General features: G+C 71.1%; 11 protein-coding genes. 8 read left to right on the plus strand and 3 right to left on the minus strand.

Annotated features, from left to right (window positions below; all coding sequences use genetic code 11):
- Nucleotides 1-32: 32 nt before the first annotated feature.
- The 3 genes from mtsC to OWM54_RS13425 all read right to left on the minus strand — a co-directional run bounded on the left by mtsC (nt 33) and on the right by OWM54_RS13425 (nt 5,609).
- A complete protein-coding gene (mtsC, locus tag OWM54_RS13415; protein ID WP_223746352.1) occupies nt 33-1,361 on the minus strand; it encodes a cell-cell cohesion MYXO-CTERM protein MtsC in 1,329 nt (442 codons plus the stop codon).
- A gap of 170 nt (nt 1,362-1,531) precedes the next feature.
- Nucleotides 1,532-3,121, minus strand: coding sequence for a calcium-binding protein (locus OWM54_RS13420; protein ID WP_267697761.1), 1,590 nt, complete (start codon nt 3,119-3,121; stop codon nt 1,532-1,534).
- Nucleotides 3,122-3,263: 142 nt separating this feature from the next.
- Nucleotides 3,264-5,609 (minus strand): MtsA protein, encoded by a 2,346-nt coding sequence (locus OWM54_RS13425; protein WP_420715329.1) that lies wholly within the window; start codon nt 5,607-5,609, stop codon nt 3,264-3,266.
- A gap of 233 nt (nt 5,610-5,842) precedes the next feature.
- On the opposite strand from OWM54_RS13425, the gene OWM54_RS13430 reads away from it, so the two are divergent.
- From OWM54_RS13430 to OWM54_RS13465, 8 genes are all read left to right on the plus strand, one after another.
- Entirely contained in the window at nt 5,843-6,250 is a 408-nt protein-coding gene (locus tag OWM54_RS13430; RefSeq protein ID WP_223746349.1) for a hypothetical protein, read from the plus strand.
- A 39-nt stretch (nt 6,251-6,289) separates the two neighbouring features.
- A complete protein-coding gene (locus tag OWM54_RS13435) occupies nt 6,290-8,512 on the plus strand; it encodes an AgmX/PglI C-terminal domain-containing protein (protein WP_267697762.1) in 2,223 nt (740 codons plus the stop codon).
- Between the two features lie 64 nt (nt 8,513-8,576).
- Entirely contained in the window at nt 8,577-9,212 is a 636-nt protein-coding gene (locus OWM54_RS13440; RefSeq protein WP_046711417.1) for an outer membrane beta-barrel domain-containing protein, read from the plus strand.
- Nucleotides 9,209-10,855: a hypothetical protein gene (locus tag OWM54_RS13445; protein WP_267697763.1), complete on the plus strand. Its 1,647-nt coding sequence runs from the start codon at nt 9,209-9,211 to the stop codon at nt 10,853-10,855. The genes OWM54_RS13440 and OWM54_RS13445 overlap by 4 nt, the downstream gene beginning before the upstream one ends.
- Nucleotides 10,852-14,124 (plus strand): tetratricopeptide repeat protein, encoded by a 3,273-nt coding sequence (locus OWM54_RS13450; protein ID WP_267697764.1) that lies wholly within the window; start codon nt 10,852-10,854, stop codon nt 14,122-14,124. Before OWM54_RS13445 ends, OWM54_RS13450 begins: the two co-directional genes overlap by 4 nt.
- Entirely contained in the window at nt 14,121-14,651 is a 531-nt protein-coding gene (locus OWM54_RS13455) for a hypothetical protein (protein WP_223784810.1), read from the plus strand. Before OWM54_RS13450 ends, OWM54_RS13455 begins: the two co-directional genes overlap by 4 nt.
- A complete protein-coding gene (locus tag OWM54_RS13460; protein ID WP_223746344.1) occupies nt 14,648-15,286 on the plus strand; it encodes a hypothetical protein in 639 nt (212 codons plus the stop codon). The genes OWM54_RS13455 and OWM54_RS13460 overlap by 4 nt, the downstream gene beginning before the upstream one ends.
- The gene (locus tag OWM54_RS13465) at nt 15,286-17,211 is read left to right on the plus strand and encodes a tetratricopeptide repeat protein (RefSeq protein ID WP_267697765.1); all 1,926 of its coding nucleotides are present in this window, start codon (nt 15,286-15,288) and stop codon (nt 17,209-17,211) included. The genes OWM54_RS13460 and OWM54_RS13465 overlap by 1 nt, the downstream gene beginning before the upstream one ends.
- Nucleotides 17,212-17,329 lie beyond the last annotated feature (118 nt).

Consider the following 17,329-nt stretch of genomic DNA (forward strand, 5'->3'; position numbering starts at 1 on the left):
GGTACGACCTCCTGGCGAGGGGGACGACGAGATTACTGCTCGCTGCGACGACGGCGCATCAGCATGCGCAGCAGCGCGGCGCCCAGCGCGGTGGCGCTGAAGCCGGCGGGGACGGAGCTGCAGTTGCCGCCCTCGCCGTCACCCTCACCCACCGTCAGCACGAGGGTGCTGGTGGAGACGCGCTGCTCGGGGAAGACGCGGTCGGCGAAGGCCAGTCGGGCCTCCACGGTCAGCTCGTACGTGCCCTCGGTGTCGGGCACGAAGTTGGGCACGCTGCCGTCCACGTACGAGTACTGCCAGTTGCGGCTGAGCGTCACCGCGCCCTGGGGGTTCTCCACCACGGCGTTGGAGCCCGAGGGGCGCTTGGTCACCGTCCAGCGGTACTCCATGGCCGCGCCGTTGCGGTTGGCGAACAGCGGCGGGCGCAGCGACTCACCGGAGCGGGAGAGCTTCATGGTGCCGCCGGCGCTGACCGCGAAGGCCTTCTTCGGGTCCAGGCAGTTCTGCTTCTGCGTGGGGTCCACCACGACGCAGAAGAGGATGTCGCACGCGTCGCCGTCGCCGTCGCCGTCGCTGTCGGCCTGGTCGCGGTTCGCCACGTCCTTGCAGTTGTCGGCGTCATCGAGGACGCCGTCGTCGTCGTCGTCCGGGTCGCACGCGTCACCCACGCCGTCGTTGTCCCTGTCGGTCTGCTCGGGGTTGGCGAGCCCGGGGCAGTTGTCGCTGCTGTCGGCGATGTTGTCGCCGTCCGCGTCCACGCGGCACTGGCTGCCGTCCGCCGGCATCACCTGGTCGGGGTTGGCGACGCGCGGGCAGTTGTCCGTGCCGTCCGCCACGCCGTCGTTGTCGTCGTCCGCGTCGCAGACGTCGCCCTGCGCGTCACCGTCCAGGTTGGCCTGGTCCTGGTTGGGAATCAGCGGGCAGTTGTCCTGCTCGTTGGCGATGCCGTCGTTGTCGCGGTCCGGGTCGCAGTCGTCGCCGATGCCATCACCGTCGGCGTCGCGCTGCTGGAAGTTGGAGAGCGTCGCGCAGTTGTCGCAGACGTTGCCCACGCCGTCGCCGTCGCTGTCCGCCTGGTCGCGGTTGGACGCGAACGGGCAGTTGTCGCGGTCATCCGCGCGGCCGTCGCCGTCCGCGTCGTCCGTGTAGGCGAGCGTGTCGCCGTCGTCCGTGTAGTTCACCCACACCGAGCCGCCGCACCCGCACCCGCACCCGCCGCCCTCCTCCTGGGGCTTGCCGCAGCTGTCGCCGAGACACTCCGGGTTGTCGGGATTGTCGTTGGACTGTGCCTGGGCAAGACCGGGGTTCACGACCAGCATTGCCCCGAGCATCAGCACCGGAGCGAATCGAACGCGTGACATGGTGACTCCTTTCAGCCCCGAGCCCTTAGCAAGAGTCGATCCGCTCCCCGTCGTGAATCAAACATCCGTGATTCCAGAGGGTTGCGCATTGAGTGAAGAGGACTGGGCGGAGGAGTGTGGGGGGCACTCCCCAGCCCGGGCGAGGGGAAGACCCCACACCCACGGGTGGATCAGGTTCCGAGGATGAAGGCCTCGGGGTCCAACAGGAGGGTACCGGAGGGGGTGCGTCCCTCCTTCTCGTCGTACTGGATGCTCTGGATGAGCAGCGAGCCGATGCCGGCGCCGCGCGGGTCGTTGTCCCGGCCGGCCTGGAGGTACAGGTAGATTTCGTTGGTGCCCGCGGGGATGGTTTCGCCGGGCACGAGCGGGTGGGGCCGCGCCAGCGTGCGCACCAGGGTGATGTTCTCCACGCGCGAGTCGTAGCAGGTGCGCCCGTCCACGGTGGGCTCGGACTCCACCAGGTCGTAGCCGTAGGCGCGCTCGCGGTGGAAGTCGAGGTCGGCGCTCAGCGGGTCTCCATGCGCCTCGATTTCGGCGACGTTGGTGATGCCGTCGCGGTCCGAGTCGAGCAGGTCCTCGGGCACCAGCGGGTTGGTCTGCGACAGCACCTCCACCAGGTCCGGAATCGTGTCGCCGTCGCTGTCGCCGATACAGGGGTTGGTGCCCAGCACGCGCTCCTCGCAGGTGTTGAGCCGATCTCCATCCTCGTCGAGCGACAGGTTGCAGCCGTTGATGATGTCGGGGACGAGCGGATCCAACCCGACGCGGACCTCGATGCCGTCCATCAGCCCGTCCTGGTCCGAGTCGACCACCGTGGGGTCCGTGCCCAGGGCGACCTCGTCCACGTCCGGCAGGCCGTCTCCGTCGCTGTCGACGAGCACCTGGCCGGCGCGCACCACCACGTTGCGGTTGAAGGCGAGGAAGCGCTTGAGCTTGAGGGTGTTGGTGCGCGCGGCGTACTGGATGCCGGAGAGCGTGGGGGACAGGCCCGCCGCGTCCGTCTCCACCGCCTGGGTGCCGCCCGCGTGGGCGATGGCCGCCACGTGCGCGCGGGTGTTGGGGTCCGCGACGTCGCGCACGTAGATGGGCTGCACCACCACCTCGCCCGCGCCGTACTGCTGGGCCAGCGCCTTGATTTCGCCGGTGACGGCGGTGAGCTCACACTGGCTGCAGGCGACCTTGTCCGTCAGCGCGTTGCACGTGGCGTCCAGGCCGATGTTGAAGGCCGGGTTGGCGCAGCTGGTGTCCTGGCTGCGCACGACGACGACGACGACGTAGCGCGTGCGGGCCACCTCGCCGCGACACGACGTCTGCATGTCACCGGCGAGCAGCGTCTTGGCCAGCCGCAGCGAGGAGCGGATGCTGACGGGCCCCGTCTCCTGATAGGTGGCGAAGCGCGGCAGCGCGGCCTGGAAGTCCGCCGCGTCGGAGAAGCCGCCCAGGATGCCGGTGGCCACCGAGTGGTACGCCACCAGGCCGAACTTCACGAACGGCCCGGAGAAGCGGCTGGAGAGCGTGGCGAGGCCGTCGGTGGCGTAGCCCACGATTTCCGTCTCGACGCCCTCGCCGCCCTGCAGCGCGAAGAGGACCTTGGTGGGGAACGCATCGCCGCCGGCGAGCGGCACGCAGACCTTGCCGGAGAAGTTGGCGCGGTCTCCTCCGTTGGCCCCACGCCCGTCGATGGCGTACAGGCCCGCGTCGGAGCAGGACAGGAGCAGAATCGGGAGCAGCGGCCACGCGGAGCGCGGAAGGAGGCGCATCAGATGGATTGTAGACCGCAGCCCCCCACGACAACGCAAGCGACAGCCGCGTCCGCGACGAAATCTCCTCGCGCTCGCACACAGCGATGGCGGTGATTTCGCCCCGCCACGGAACCTGGACGCGCCAGGTTCGGCCTCGCGCTCACAATGTGAGCAGGAAGGCGAGCACGTCATCCCGCTCCTGGGGACTGAACGCGCGCGCGTCTCCGTGGGCGGGGCCCGACATCTCCAGCACCTTCCTCAAGGGGAAGCGCGTGTCGACCACCAGGCGGCCCTCCTTCGCGGCGTAGCCCGCCGAGGCGCTGGTGAGCAGCGGCCACACATCCCACGTGCCCACCAGGGAAGGAGGCGCCGCGCCCACCACCAGCTCCTGCTGCTCCAGCCGCAAGGGCAGCGCCACCGGCGTGCCCACGTCCAGGTACTGGCCGCGCGTCGCCGCGTCCTGGTCCAGCGTGTAGAGGGGCGCGGGGTGGCAGGCGACGCAGCCGCCCTTGCCCTCGAACAGCGCGCGGCCCCGCGCCGGGTGCCCCACGGCGCCGTCGGGGAGCGTCACCGTCGGCGGCGGCGCGCCGTCCTCGCCGCGGTACGGATTGGGCGGCGTGGCAATCAATGACGTGAAGAGCGTGAGCGCCTCCACCTCCGAGGGTGACGGGTCCGGGTTGTGGAAGCGGTTGCGCGCGCCGACGAAGCTCGCCGTCTCCGCGAGGCTGTGCTGGCTCGCCGGCGTGAAGAAGGGCGGCGTGTCGCGGCTGCCCTGCACGGTGGGCGAGCGGTAGATGCGCACGGGATGCTTCTTCGCGTAGAAGAGCCCGCCGGTGTGGCCCTCGATGTGGCACCCGTCGCAGGTGATGCCCGAGCGCCCCAGGTCCGCCGAGTAGAGGACCTGTCCCTGCCGACGCTTGGCCTGATGCCGCAGCGCCACCACGGGCAGCCGCCGCGCCACCACCGCCCCGCCCTCGCGCGCCTCGCCCGCGTCCACCACCGCCACCTCGCGGGTGAAGCGGTTGAGCACGTAGAGCCGCTGGCCGTCCGGGGACAGCACCAGCGAGCGCGGCCCCGAGTGCAGCTCCGGGCCCGCGCGGCCCTTGACGGAGAAGTCCTCCGCGGGGCGCACCAGCGGCGTGCCCTCGGGCGGCGCCACCACCAGCTCCTGCAACACCGCGTCGCGCGCCAGCCGGTCGTCGTTGGACACCAGCGCCCGCGCGTCGAGCACGCGCACCTGGCCCAGCGCCACGTCCGCCGCGTAGAGCAGCCCCGCCGCGTCATCCAGCGCCAGCCCCTCCGTCATGCCCACGCCGAAGCCCCGGTGGCGCACGAAGTCGCCCGTCGCCGGGTCGATGACGGACACGCCGCTGCTGCCGTGCACCTCCTTGCGCTGGGGCATGGGGCCCACGTTCGGCCCCAGACTCCCCATGAACAGCCTCCCCAGCCGGGCGCTGGCCACCAGCGAGCGCGGCGCGTGGCCGCCCATCACCTGCGCGCGGAAGGGCTCCGTGCGTCCGCCGACGATGGCCACGCCCGGCCCCGGCGCCACGGTGAACACGGGCGTGCCGTCCCGCAGCCGCAGCAGCTCCACCTGCCCCGTCTGGAGGCTGCCCACCGCGAGCACGTCGCGCCACCGCGCCAGCGCGCGCGGGTTGGGGTCCACCGGCGTCGCCCACTGCTCGCGCCCGTCCTCGAGCGACACCGCCCGCACCGTGTCGCGCACCTGCTCGGCGATGTAGGCCACGCCCCGCGCGCCATCCACCTCCAGCCCCGAGGCCCCCAGCGGTGCGGGCCACACCCGCGGCGCGCCGCGCGCCTCCAGCGCATACACCCACAGCTCCGGCTGGAAGCGGTGCACCACGCCCAGGAAGGCCCTGCCGCTCGCGTCCTTCCACGTGGCCAGCGCGGAGGGCCCGTCACCCACGGGGAGCGCCTCCACGTGGCCCGAGCCCACGTCCAGCGCGTACACCGTGTCCGTGGGCGGCGAGACGACGAACAGCGTGCGCCCATCGGGCGAGGCCACCATGCCCGTCAGGTCCGGGAAGGCGGTGTCGTTCACCACCGTGAGCGCGTCCTGTCCCTCGCAGCAGTCCGCCCGCTCCGACACCAGGCGCGCCTCCACCACGACCTGGGGCGAGTCCTCGGGCAGCTTCAGCCCGGAGGGCAGCCGCGCGAAGGCGTGGCGCGAGTCCACCACCCTCAGCGGCAGCTCCAGTGACAGGGGTGGACCCAGTGACAGTCGCAACCCGGTCACCAATTGCTCGCCATGCACGGAGAGCGGCTGGGAGGTCTCGTTGCTGGTGAGCCTGGGGCCCACGCCGGTGAGCCGGGGCCCGGCGGTGGTGGGTGGAGTGGGACCTTGTGCCCGCGGGGGCGGCTGACCCCGGGGCTCCCTCGCGCTGAGCCGGTATCCGACGACACCCGCGGCGGACCAGAGCAGGACGCCCACCGTCAGGAGACTCCATCTGCGCAGCGCGCTCGTCACGCGCGCAGCATCTCCCATCCCCCGCGTCGCCGCGATGATTCTCCGGGCGCTCGCCCGGTTGGACGGCGCCTCCTTGGATTTGGATGCGGAGCGGCACGCCACATTTCCAGTCGGCCGGCAACGCGAGACACGAGTCGTGGAGCACGCGCCCCACATGGGGTGGAGTGCCCCCCACACCTGTCGCACCACGCCTCGTGAATGGCCCTGGAGTGTGCGTTGACAGGTCCATACGCGCATCGCTTAACCTGTTGATGATGCGACGCTTCCTCCTCTGCATGGTCGTCGCCCAGCTCCTCGGCATCGGTACGTTGTTGCACCCGAGCGACGCATGGGCCCAGGGCCGCGGCCGTTCCGCGAAAACAGCGAAGGCCAAGAAGGCGGCGGGCAAAAAGTCCGGCCCCAAGGCTCCGCCCAAGATCGAGACCAAGGGCGCGCCGGTGACGGACCCGGTGACGGGCGAGCCGGACGCCACTGCGTCCGCGGCGCCGCCGCAGCGCGGGCCCTCGCGCATCGACTTCGATGACCGGCTCATCCAGGGTCAGACGAACAAGTCGGGCGCGGTGTATCTGTATGACCGCAAGGAATTGAAGACCCGGTCGATGATCCGCGAGCGCGACAGCTTCCGCGCCGAAACGCTCGCCACCGTGTACGACCAGTAGGGCAGTACCGCCCACCCGCCCTTGAAGGGAGCGTCACCGTTGAGCGGCCAGCCCAGCGTCCTGCAAGTCGTCATCCTCCGCGACGGACTCCTCGTTGGGACGGAAGTGTTCGTCCCCGGCACGTATGCGCTCGGGTCGGACCCGACGTCGGACCTGCGCCTGGATGACCCGGCCGTGGAGCCGCGTCACGCGCTGCTCTACTTCCAGAACGGTCGCGCGGCCATCCAGGACGCTGGCACCGCCACGGGCCTGTTCGTCAACGGCCACCGCGTCACCGCGTGTGAGATCCGCTCGGTGGACGAGGTGCTCTGCGGTCCCTTCGTCCTCAAGACGCGCGTGCTCGCGCAGCGCCCCCAGGAGGTGAAGCCCCAGCCGCCGCCGGAGGTCGCCGCGCTGTTCGGCGCGCCGCAGCCCGCCCCGCCCCAGCCGCCCGCGCCGCAGGCCGCGCCCGTGCGCCAGCTGCGCCCCGTGCAGGCGGCGCCGACGCAGCCGCTCGCCACCACCGTCCCCGCGGTGCGCGCGGTGCCGCAGCAGACCGCGCCCTCCGCCGCGACGCAGGCCATCTATCCGCAGCACGCGGCCCAGCCCGCGGTGGTGCCCATGCCGGCGCCCGTCGCGCCGCAGGCGGCCGTCCACGGCGCGGTCGCGCACGCCGCCCCGCCCGCGCAGCCCATCCCCCTGCACGCGCCGGTGCCCGCGGGCACCGTCCCGTCCGTGCGCCGCCGCGCGACCCAGGAGCCCGCCCCCGCCGCCGCCGCGCCCGTCAACACCGGCATGCTGCTGGCGGACGACCTGCTCGCGGACGTGGCGCTGGACCCGCTCCCCGTCGCGCAGGGCCCGCTGCTCCAGGAGCCGCGCGTCACCGCCTCCCGGCCCACGCACGCGCCGCGCATCGACCCGGGCAAGGGCGCCTCCCAGCTCTACCTGGAGCTGTACTGGGGCACCGTGCGCCGCGACGCGCGCCGCTTCGCGCCGGACAGGAAGAAGCCCGTGGTGGCCTCGCTCGAGCTGCCGGAGGCGATGCCGCTGTGGGGCTTCACGCTGCCGGAGACCGGCGCGCCCTTCACGCTGGCCGAGTCCATCAGCGGCTCCTTCCGCCTCTTCGTGCCCCCGGGCACCGAGGTCGAGAAGAGCGGCTCCGACGGCCGCTTCACGCCCGTCACCGGGGCCTCGCTCGAGTCCGACGGCAGCCGCCGCTTCATCACGCTGCGCGAGGGCGTGGGCGCCCGGCTGACGCAGGGGCAGATGTCGCTCGTCGCCTACGCGGCGCCCGTGCCCGCGCGCGTGTTCGTCAACCCGCTGCGCGGCCTGCCGTGGCTGGCGATGACGTGCTTCGCGCTGTTCGCGTCGGGCCTGGGCGCGTTCATCGCGCTCAAGCCGCCCACGCCGGAGACGGCGGACTTCACGCAGAAGAACCTGCCGCCCGTGGCGCTGCGCCTCATCGCCCCCGAGCCCAAGAAGAAGGAGGAGGCGAAGAAGAAGCTGGAGGCGCTCAAGGAGAAGGCCAAGCCGGTGAAGAAGGAGGAGGCGAAGGTGGCGGAGAAGGCGCCGCCCAAGCCGGTGGAGAAGACGCCGCCGCCTCCCCAGCCCGCCAAGGCCGTGGCCGCCGCGCCGCCGGAGAACAAGGCGCTCAAGGCGCTCGCGAAGCTGTCGGCCGCGGGCCCCGCCACCAACGACCTGCTGGCCGCGGTGGACAAGCTGGGCAGCGGGCCGGGTAGCAAGAACGTGAAGAACTCCAACTACAAGCTGTCGGGCCTCATCGGGAAGGCGCCCATCGCCAACGCGGGCCTGGGCACCTTCGGCCTGGGCGGCGGCGGCAAGGGCGGCGGCGCCACGCTGGGCGCGGAGCTGTTGCGCGGCAAGGGCGGCGGCGGCATCGGCGCCCTGGGCGCGGGCTCGGTGGGCAAGGGCAAGGTGGGAGGCACCGTCACGCGCGCCACCGCGCGCAGCATCGCCTCCACGCAGGGCACGGTGGACCGCGAGGCCGTGGCGCGCGTCATCAACAGCCACCTGAACGAGGTGCACGGCTGCTACGAGCGCGCGCTGCTCAAGGACCCGGGCCTGGCCGGCAAGGTGGTGCTCGAGTGGACCATCGGCGCCAACGGCCGCGTGGCCGCGGCGAAGACCAAGTCCTCCACGCTGCGCAACGCCTCCGTCGAGGCGTGCATCCTCTCCAACCTGAAGACCTGGACCTTCCCCGCCCCCAAGGGCGGCGTGGTCATCATCACCTACCCGTTCCTCTTCAACTCCGTCGGCTACTGACGCGAGGGGGACCACCCCCTCCTCCCCGCGTTCCGTTCCGCTCATCCGCCAGGAAGCCCCCACCGTGCGATACGCCCTGCTCATCCTCTTGTTCCTGGCGCCCGGCCTTGCCCGCGCGCAGGCCGAGGCGCTCGAGAACCCCGGCTCCGTCTCCGCCATCCAGGAGCGGCAGTACCGGATGCACCACGAGCTGTACCTCGGCGTCGGCGTGCTGCCGGCGGACGCCTTCTACAAGGGCCTCACCGGGAGCGTCTCGTACACGTACCACTTCAGCGACACGTTCGCGTGGCAGGTGGGCCGGGGCACGTACAGCTACAACATCCAGACGTCGCTGCGCCGCCAGCTGGAGCGCGACTTCGACGTGGCCCCCACCGCGTCCGCGTTCGAGGACCAGGTGCAGTGGATGGTGGGCTCCGACCTGGTGTGGAGCCCGCTGTACGGCAAGACGGCGGTGCTCAACAGCTCCGTGCTGCACTTCGAGGCGTTCCTGCTCGGCGGCGGCACGGTGGTCAAGATTGACCGGCAGGACGGCTTCCGCCCCGCCGTCAACCTGGGCCTGGGCGTGCGCATGTTCTCCGGCAAGACGGTGTCGTTCCGGTTGGACGTGTCCAACAACGTCGTCTTCGCCGGCGCCTCGCGCATCATCAACGTCCCGGTCGTCCAGCTCGGAACCGCGTTCAACTTCGGCGCCACGGAATGACTTCACGCTCACTCATCGCCGCGCTCGCCAGCGCCGCGCTCGTCGTGTCTCCAGCGGCCGCCCGCGCCCAGTCCGGCGCCGGCGCGCTGCCCATGCCACCACCGCCGGGGAGCGCGAAGCCCGCGTCCGCCGGCACGCCGCCCGCGTCCGGCGCGCCCGCCGCCAAGCCCGCGGAGGGCAGCGCCGCGCCGGGAACGCCCGCCGCCGCGCCCGGGGCCGACAAGAAGGCCGAGGGCGACAAGAAGGCCGAGGCTCCCCCGGCGTCGCTGCCGCAGAAGGTGGACCCGGCCACGTTCGACCGCGCGCTGCAGGACTACTTCGACGGCAAGCCGCGCGACGCCGCCGGCCCCCTGTACGCCTGGCTCGAGGCCGCGCCCAAGACGGACGACAACTACGCCTGGGGCCAGTACTTCCTGGCCAGGAGCCTCATCGACCTGGGGCTCACGCACGCGGGCGCGTCGTACCTGGCGCGCATCGCGCGCGAGCGCTCCAACCCCAACGTCATCCCGCGCGCGCTCGACGCCCTCAAGGCGCTGACGGACCAGCCGCACGATGACGTGATGATCGACGAGCAGGTGTTCGGCGCGCTGGACCTGGGCTTCTTGCCCGAGGACACGGGCGCATACGCGCACTACCAGCAGGGCCTGGTGGACCTGCGCGTGGGCAACGAGCGCTGGGCCAACACGCACTTCGCCAAGCTGTCGGAGACGAGCGCGGAGGCGAGCCACGCGAAGTTCGCGCTGCTCGTCACCCGGCTCAAGCAGGTGAAGGAGCCGTCCGAGGAGCTCATCTCGGACTTCCTCACGCTGTCCAAGGACGAGAAGCTCACCCGCTCGGCGCGCAACGAGGCGGCGCTCGCGGTGGCCCGCCTGCGCTACGAGCGCCAGGACTACAAGGGCGCGCTGGAGGCCTACAACCTGGTGAAGCTGCCCCAGCTGGACCCGGGCCGCGCCAGCCTCTACCTGGAGGAGGCGTGGACCCGCTACAAGCTGGGTGAGCCGCGCGCGTCGCTGGGCATCCTCACCACGCTGGACGCGCCGTCCTTCCGCGACGAGTTCCTGCCGGACAAGTACCTCTTGCGCGCGCTCATCTACCGCGACCTGTGCCACTACCTGCCCGCCAAGCGCGCCGCCAAGGAGCTCACGCGCCGCTTCGCGGACTCGCTGGAGGCGGTGCGCAACCGCGATGACCTGACGCAGGACATCCGCCTGCGCCGCGCGGCCAACTCGCACGGCGGCACGAAGCGCGCCTCTCGCTTCGTGGAGACGCTGGATTTGGAGGGCGAGCGCCTGGGCCGCTACGCCGGCAGCTTCGGCGACCGGCTCTTCACCCACCTGACGAAGCTCTATGACCTGTCCCGCGCGGAGGCCGTGCGGGTGTACGACGCGCGGCTGGCCAAGGCGGTGCGGCAGGAGGCGGACACGCTCTTGCGCGCGGCCGAGCAGGTGCGGCTGATGGAATACGAAGTGGGACTGAAGCTGTACGAGCGCGTGAAGAAGGGCTCCAAGCTGGTGGTGCCGGTGGATGAGCCCCTGTTGACGCCCGACAGCGTCGCCTTCCGCTTCGACGGCGAGTACTGGAACGACGAGCTCAAGTCGTACCGGGTCAGCATCGAGAGCCGCTGCATCGAGGAGACCCCATGACCGGCCAGCTTACCGGCCTGATTGCCGCCGCCCTGCTGGCGGCCGCCCCTGGAAGCCCGGGCCGCAACGCCGCGGGCTTCAACCCCATCGTGTCCAAGGCGAAGGAGCGCGACGAGCTCATCGCCAAGCTCAAGCGCGACATCTTCAAGGTGGACCGCGCCATCGGCGAGACGGAGAAGCTCATCTCCAAGAGCCGCAACGCGCCGTACCTGCCGGACCTCCAGTTCCGGCTGGCCGAGCTCTACGTGGAGAAGAGCCGCTACGTGTACTACCTGCAGGCCGAGTCCCGGCCCGAGGGAGCCACGGGCGCCATCGTCTCTCCCGAGACGCGGCTGATGAAGCAGAAGGCGGTGCAGATGTACTACCGCCTCCTGCGCGAGTACCCGGACTTCAAGGACGGCGACCAGGTGACGTTCTACCTGGCGCACGAGCAGCGCGAGCTCGGCCAGTTCGACGAGATGCTCAAGACGCTGGGCGATTTGACGCGCAAGTTCCCCAACAGCCCGCTCAGGCTGGAGGCGGAGCAGATTCTCGGCGACCACTTCTTCGACAAGGCCGACCTGGTCGAAGCGGAGAAGCACTACCAGGCCATCCTCGAGGCGCCGCCCTCCCCTGTTCACGACCTGGCCCGCTACAAGATGGGCTGGATTCGCGTGAACCAGGCCAAGCACGCGGAGGCGGTGACGTTCTTCGAGGCCGCGGCCGCGAGCGCGCCCCTGCCGGGCGTGGACGTGAAGAAGGCGCTCAACGTCAAGCGCGAGGCGCTGCTGGACCTGGTCTACAGCTACACCGAGGCGAAGCCGCCCAAGGGCGCGCTCAACTACTTCGAGAAGCTCAGCGACAGCCGGGCCACGTACGCGCTCGCGCTGGACAAGCTGGGCAACCGCTACTTCATCAAGCAGCAGTACGAGTGGGCCATCCCCGCGCTGCGCAAGCTGATGGAGATCCAGCACGACCCGGAGATGGACCTGGAGCGGAGCCAGAAGCTCTACGACGCGCTCAAGGCGGCCAAGGGCAAGGTGCTGCCGGAGCCGGAGGACCTGCGCGTGCTGGTGCGCGCGGCGGTGCAGAGCAAGACGGACCCGGAGCTGGTGGAGGTCGAGCGCAAGAAGCAGCTCGCGGAGCTGGAGGAGATGGGCCGCGACCTGGCCACCCAGTTGCACCTGGCGGCGCAGAAGAAGGAGGAGAAGGAGCTCTACCTGAGCACCGCCGAGGCGTACGAGGCGTACCTGAGCCTCTTCCGTCCCGAGCAGTACGTGCGGCCGATGATGAAGAACCGCGCGGAGGCGCTCTTCTCCGCCAAGGCCTTCCCGGAGGCGGCGCGCCAGTTCGAGGAGCTGGCCCGCTACGAGGCCAAGGCCAAGGACGTGAAGGGCGAGGAGGACGCCATCTACGCGGCGCTGCTCGCGCACTTCTCCACGCTCAAGCCGGAGGAGGCGCTCAAGCGCAACGCGTATGAGGTGGCGGACGCGCGCCAGGCCATGAAGCTGCTCGGCGCGGAGTACGTGTCGCGCTACCCCAAGAGCCCCAACGCCCTGGACGTGAAGTTCAACATCGCGCGCGCCTTCTACGAGGACGGCGACTATCCCAAGGCCGCGGAGCTGTTCACCGCCTTCGCCCTCTCCCACCCGCAGCACAAGGAGTCCACCGTCGCGGGCAACCTGGCGCTGGACAGCCTGCGGCAGGTCAACGACTTCAAGGGCCTGGACGAGACGGGCAAGAAGTTCCTCGGCGCGCCCTTGCCGGGCAACTTCCGCGCGGAGGTGCAGAAGATCCTCACGCAGAGCCGCGCCGAGGCGCTTGACGAGCTGGCCTTGCAGAGCGCCCAGGAGACGGGCGACGTCATCCAGGGCCTCGTGAAGGTGGCCGACGAGAACAAGAACAGCGACATCGGCGAGAAGGCCCTGTACGGCGCCTTCACGGCGGCGCGCGAGAAGAGGGACCTGCAGGCCGAGCGCGAGCTGGGCTCCAAGCTGTCGCAGGACTACCCCAAGAGCCAGTACCTGTCGGACGTGCTCCTGACGCTCGGCCGTCACGCGGCGGAGGCGGCGGCGTTCGGCGAGGCGGCCAGCTGGTTCGAGCAGGTGGGCCAGAAGCTGGGCTCGGACGTGGCCGGCGTGGACGGGTGGCTTGCGGGCGCGCGGCTGCGCATGGCGCTGGGTGAGTACAAGGAGGCCGCGCGCAACCTGGAGACGGCGGCGGAGTCCTCCGGCGCTCGCAAGGGCGACGTGCTGGTGCTGCTGGCCGAGGCGCGGCTGAAGGCGAAGGACTACTCGCGCGCGAAGCTGGCGGCGGAGGCCGCGCTGAAGCAGGACCCCAGGAGCGCGGGCGCGGCGGCGGTGCTCGCCGAGGTGCAGGCGACCACGGCGCCCACGGCGAGCGCGGACGCGCTGGTGGCCACGCTCACCACGGCGGTGCAGGGCCCCAACGGGCAGACGGAGGAGGCGGCCAAGGGCCTGTGGTACCTGGGCGAAATCCTCTACCGCGGCTACAAGGACCTGCCCTCCGACAAGGTGGAGGAGAAGGTCGCCGCGCTGCAGGGCCTGGAGGGCATCTACACGCAGGCCGCGTCGCTGGGTTATCCCGAGTGGGCGGTGGCGTCGCTGTGGCGGCTGGCGCTGGCGTACGGACACATCGCGGACGTGGTCGAGTCCACGCCGGTGCCGGGCGGGCTGTCGGCCTCCGAGTCGCAGCAGTTCCAGGCGGCGGTGAAGGAGCAGGTCGGGCCGCTCAAGGCGCGCTCCGAAGAGGCCTTCAAGGCGTGTCTGTCCCGCGCCGAGTCGCTGGAGGTCTTCAACGCCGCGGTGGTGGGCTGCCGTGCCCGCTCCGAGCAGGCCTCGTTGCCGGTGCCGCAGCCAGGCGCGCCGATGCAGTCGGCCGCGCTGGACGAGCTGCGCAAGAAGGCCGAGCGCACGCTCAGCGTGGAGGCGCTGGAGGCGCTGGGCATGGCGTACCTGGACGCGCGGCAGTTCGGCGTGGCGCAGCTGACGTTCGGCCGCGTGACGGAGCTGCAGGACACCAAGGCCTCGGCGCACTCGGCGCTGGGCTGGGCGCTGCTCAACATGGGCGACGCGATGGGCGCGCGCGAGGCCTACGCCAAGGCGATGGACTCCGACCCCACCTACGACAAGGCCCGCCTCAACCTGGCCGCGCTGCGCTGCCGCTTCGGCGACGTGGACGGGGCCCGGCGGGAGCTGGCGGTCCTCAAGGACGTGGGCTCGCTCACGGGCTCGGACGTGGACAGCGCGGGCTGGAAGGCGTGCAAGTGAGCCCGGGCATCCACGCCACGTCCATCTCCAGCGTCCGGTCCCTTCGGGGGCTGGCGCTGGCGGCCGTGCTGGTGGCCGGCCTGTGCGCGTGCGGCGACGAGGGCGGCCGGCTGGAGGGCAGCGTCTCTCCGCTCCTGGATTTGCGCTACACGCGCGCGGAGGCGGTGCTGGCCGAGGGTGAGCTGTCCATCAACTTCGTCAAGCCGCAGGGGCCGGGCGTCAACACGCTCCTGAAGGTCAGCGCGCGCGTGGGGGACATGATTCCGGAGGGCTACACGGGCGGGTTGGACATCAACCTGGCCGAGGTCCTGGAGGGTGGCGCGCAGCGGGGCGCCATCGGCCGCAGCGTGCTGGACGAGCCGGCGCGCGTCTTCCCTCCGCTCGAGCGGGGCTCGCTGGTGGTCCAGCGGATTCCCACGGCGCAGGGCCAGCGCATCAGCGGCGAGTTCCACGTCACGTTCGTCAACGGCACCGACATCTATTCCGGCCGCACCATCTTCGGCAGCTTCGAGGCCACCGTTCCATGAAGCACTTGCTCCTGCTCACCCTTCCCCTGCTCGCCGCCGGCTGCGGCTCCAGCTACGGCATGAAGGTGCCCAACTCGTTGGTGAAGAAGCTCCCGTTCGAGGTCCGCATCGAGCTGCTCGAGGCGGAGAACGAGCTGGCGCTCGCCGTCGACAAGGTGGACGAGGCGAACAACGAAATCGACCGGGCCCGCGACAACATCCGCCGCGCCAAGGACCGCCAGGAGGCGGCCGAGGACGAGGTGGACCGCGCCACGGACGAGGTGTCGCGCGAGGTGGCGAAGCTGGCCATCGAGGAGTCCGAGGCGCGCGTGGAGTACCTGCGCGCGAAGCAGCGGCTGTCGGTGGGCCTGCGGGACGTGTCGGAGCTGGCGCGCGACTGCGCCTTCGCGAAGTTCGAGCTGGCCAAGCTGACGTCGGCCCGCAAGGCGAAGGTGCAGGGCAGCGAGGAGCTGGACCCGAAGGAGTACGAGGAGCAGGTGGCCGAGTGCGAGGCGGAGGTGAAGTCGGAGAGGGCCGAGCTCGCCGAGGAAGAGAAGGAAGAGAAGGCGGCGCGTGAGGCGTGGGAGGCGAAGAAGTCCGCCCTCGCCAAGAAGACGTTCGACGCGCGCGCCAGTCCCTACGTGGAGAACCTGTGATGACGAAAGCCGGCGTCCTAGTCCTCCAGTTGCTCACCGCCCAGGCGCCTCCCCCCGACGCGGCGGCGCTCGAACGCACCGCGGCGGTGGAGAGTGCCCGGTTGCGCGCGTCCCCGGACGACGCCGACGCCCTCTACCGTCTGGGCACGGCCTTCCTCGCGCTGAACAAGCCGAAGAAGGCGGTGGAGCCGCTGACGAAGCTGGTGGAGCTGGAGCCGGAGCTCGTCCCGCCGAGGCTGGCGCTGGGACGCGCGCTCAGGCTGGCGGGCGACGCGCAGAAGGCGCGCACGCTGCTGGACCAGGCCATCGCGGCCTTCCCCGAGGACGCGACGCTGCGCTCGGAGCGAGGGCTGCTGGCGCGCGTGCTGGACGAGACGGACGTGGCCATCAGCCAGTACTCGGTGGCGGTGGAGCTGGCGCCGCAGGACGCGGAGCTGCGCTTCAACCTGGGTGAGGCGCTGCAGCGCGCCAACCGCACGGACGACGCCATCGAGGCGTACCGCGAGGCGCTGAAGCTCAACGCCCAGCTCAACGTCGCGCGCATCAACCTGGGCAAGGCGCTGGCGGAGAAGGGCCTCAACGGCGAGGCGAAGGCGACCTTGCGCGAGGCCACGCGCGAGAAGCTGGGCGACGCGGAGGCGCACTACAACCTGGGCGTCATCCTGCTGCGCGAGAACGACTTCGACGGCGCCATCGGCGAGTACCAGCGCGCCATCGCGGCGGACCCGAAGCACGCGCGCGCGCAGAACAACCTGGGCGTGGCGCTCAACGAGAAGGGCGACCCGCGCAAGGCCACCGACGCGTTCATCAAGGCCATCGCGGCGGACCCGAAGTACGCGGAGGCGCACTTCAACCTGGGGCTCGCGTACTACCAGCTGGGCGACAACGTGCGCGCCACCAAGGCTTTCGAGAAGGCGCTGGTGCTCGAGCCGCGTCGGGCCAGTGGCCCGTACACGCAGCTGGGCCACCTGTACCTGGAGCAGGGCAAGAAGAAGCAGGCGGTGGAGGCGTTCAAGAAGGCCATCGAGAAGAGCTCCGACGACGGCAAGAAGACGACGGAGGCGTACCAGGGCCTGGCCCGGGCGTACCTCTCGCTGGGCAAGGCGGACGAGGCGGTGGCCACGCTGAAGACGGCGGTGGAGGCGTTCCCCAAGGACGCGGCGGCGCGCGCGGGTTACGGCGAGGCGCTCAAGGCCAAGGGTGACCTGGATGGCGCCATCGCGGAGTACGAGGAGTGCGTCGCCCTGTCGCCGACGGTGGAGAACCGGCTGGCGCTGGCGGACACGTACGCGAAGAAGCGCGTGGCGGCGAAGGCGCAGCCCCTGTTCCTGGGCGTGCTGAAGGAGGACCCGAACCACCGCGCGGCGAAGCTGGGCCTGGCGGACCTGCTGATGGCGATGGGGGACTACCCCGGCGCGGAGACGTACCTGCGCCCGAAGGAGGGCGAGGAGGCCGACACGGCGGCGCTGGCGCGGCTGGGCATCGTCCACTCGCGGCGCGGGCGGCCGGAGCAGGCGGTGACGGAGCTGGAGGCGGTGGTGGCCAAGGACCCGGCGCAGATTGAAGCGCGCGCGGAGCTGGGCTTCCTGTACCTGCGTGGTGGTGATGGGGCAAAGGCGCGCAAGGTGCTGAGTGATGCGCTGGCGGTGGAGCCTCGCAACGCGCTGACGTTGTTGTACCTGGGCCATGCGCTGTACCAGCAGGGCAACACGAAGGACGCGGAGAAGTCCTTCAGGGGCTCCGCGCAGGTGGACCCGACGTTCGCCGAGCCGCACAACGCCCTGGGGCAGTTGCTTGAGGCGACCCAGCGCGTGGATGAGGCGAAGCAGGAGTATCAGACGGCGCTGAAGCTCCAGCCGAATCACGAGGATGCGCAAATCGCCCTGAAGCGACTGGGTGGTGCCGCATCCGCGAAGGCGGAGTAGTCAGCCGGCGGGTGGATGCCCGCCCTCTTCAACCCGGGGCCACGGCCCTGGCCCGGGTCCGAGTGGCGGTGATTCGCGCCGGGATGCCGAGCACCGACTGACGCGAGCACCGTGTCCG

The organism is Myxococcus sp. MISCRS1, from assembly GCF_026626605.1.
Classification (GTDB): Bacteria; Myxococcota; Myxococcia; order Myxococcales; family Myxococcaceae; genus Myxococcus; species Myxococcus fulvus.

Excerpts from the sequence above, each read along its gene's own strand:
- mtsC (WP_223746352.1), bottom strand. The coding sequence starts at position 1,361 with ATGTCACGCGTTCGATTCGCTCCGGTGCTGATGCTCGGGGCAATGCTG.
- OWM54_RS13420 (WP_267697761.1), bottom strand. The coding sequence starts at position 3,121 with ATGCGCCTCCTTCCGCGCTCCGCGTGGCCGCTGCTCCCGATTCTGCTC.
- OWM54_RS13425 (WP_420715329.1), bottom strand. The coding sequence starts at position 5,609 with ATGGGAGATGCTGCGCGCGTGACGAGCGCGCTGCGCAGATGGAGTCTC.
- OWM54_RS13430 (WP_223746349.1), top strand. The coding sequence starts at position 5,843 with ATGATGCGACGCTTCCTCCTCTGCATGGTCGTCGCCCAGCTCCTCGGC.
- OWM54_RS13445 (WP_267697763.1), top strand. The coding sequence starts at position 9,209 with ATGACTTCACGCTCACTCATCGCCGCGCTCGCCAGCGCCGCGCTCGTC.
- OWM54_RS13450 (WP_267697764.1), top strand. The coding sequence starts at position 10,852 with ATGACCGGCCAGCTTACCGGCCTGATTGCCGCCGCCCTGCTGGCGGCC.
- OWM54_RS13460 (WP_223746344.1), top strand. The coding sequence starts at position 14,648 with ATGAAGCACTTGCTCCTGCTCACCCTTCCCCTGCTCGCCGCCGGCTGC.
- OWM54_RS13465 (WP_267697765.1), top strand. The coding sequence starts at position 15,286 with ATGACGAAAGCCGGCGTCCTAGTCCTCCAGTTGCTCACCGCCCAGGCG.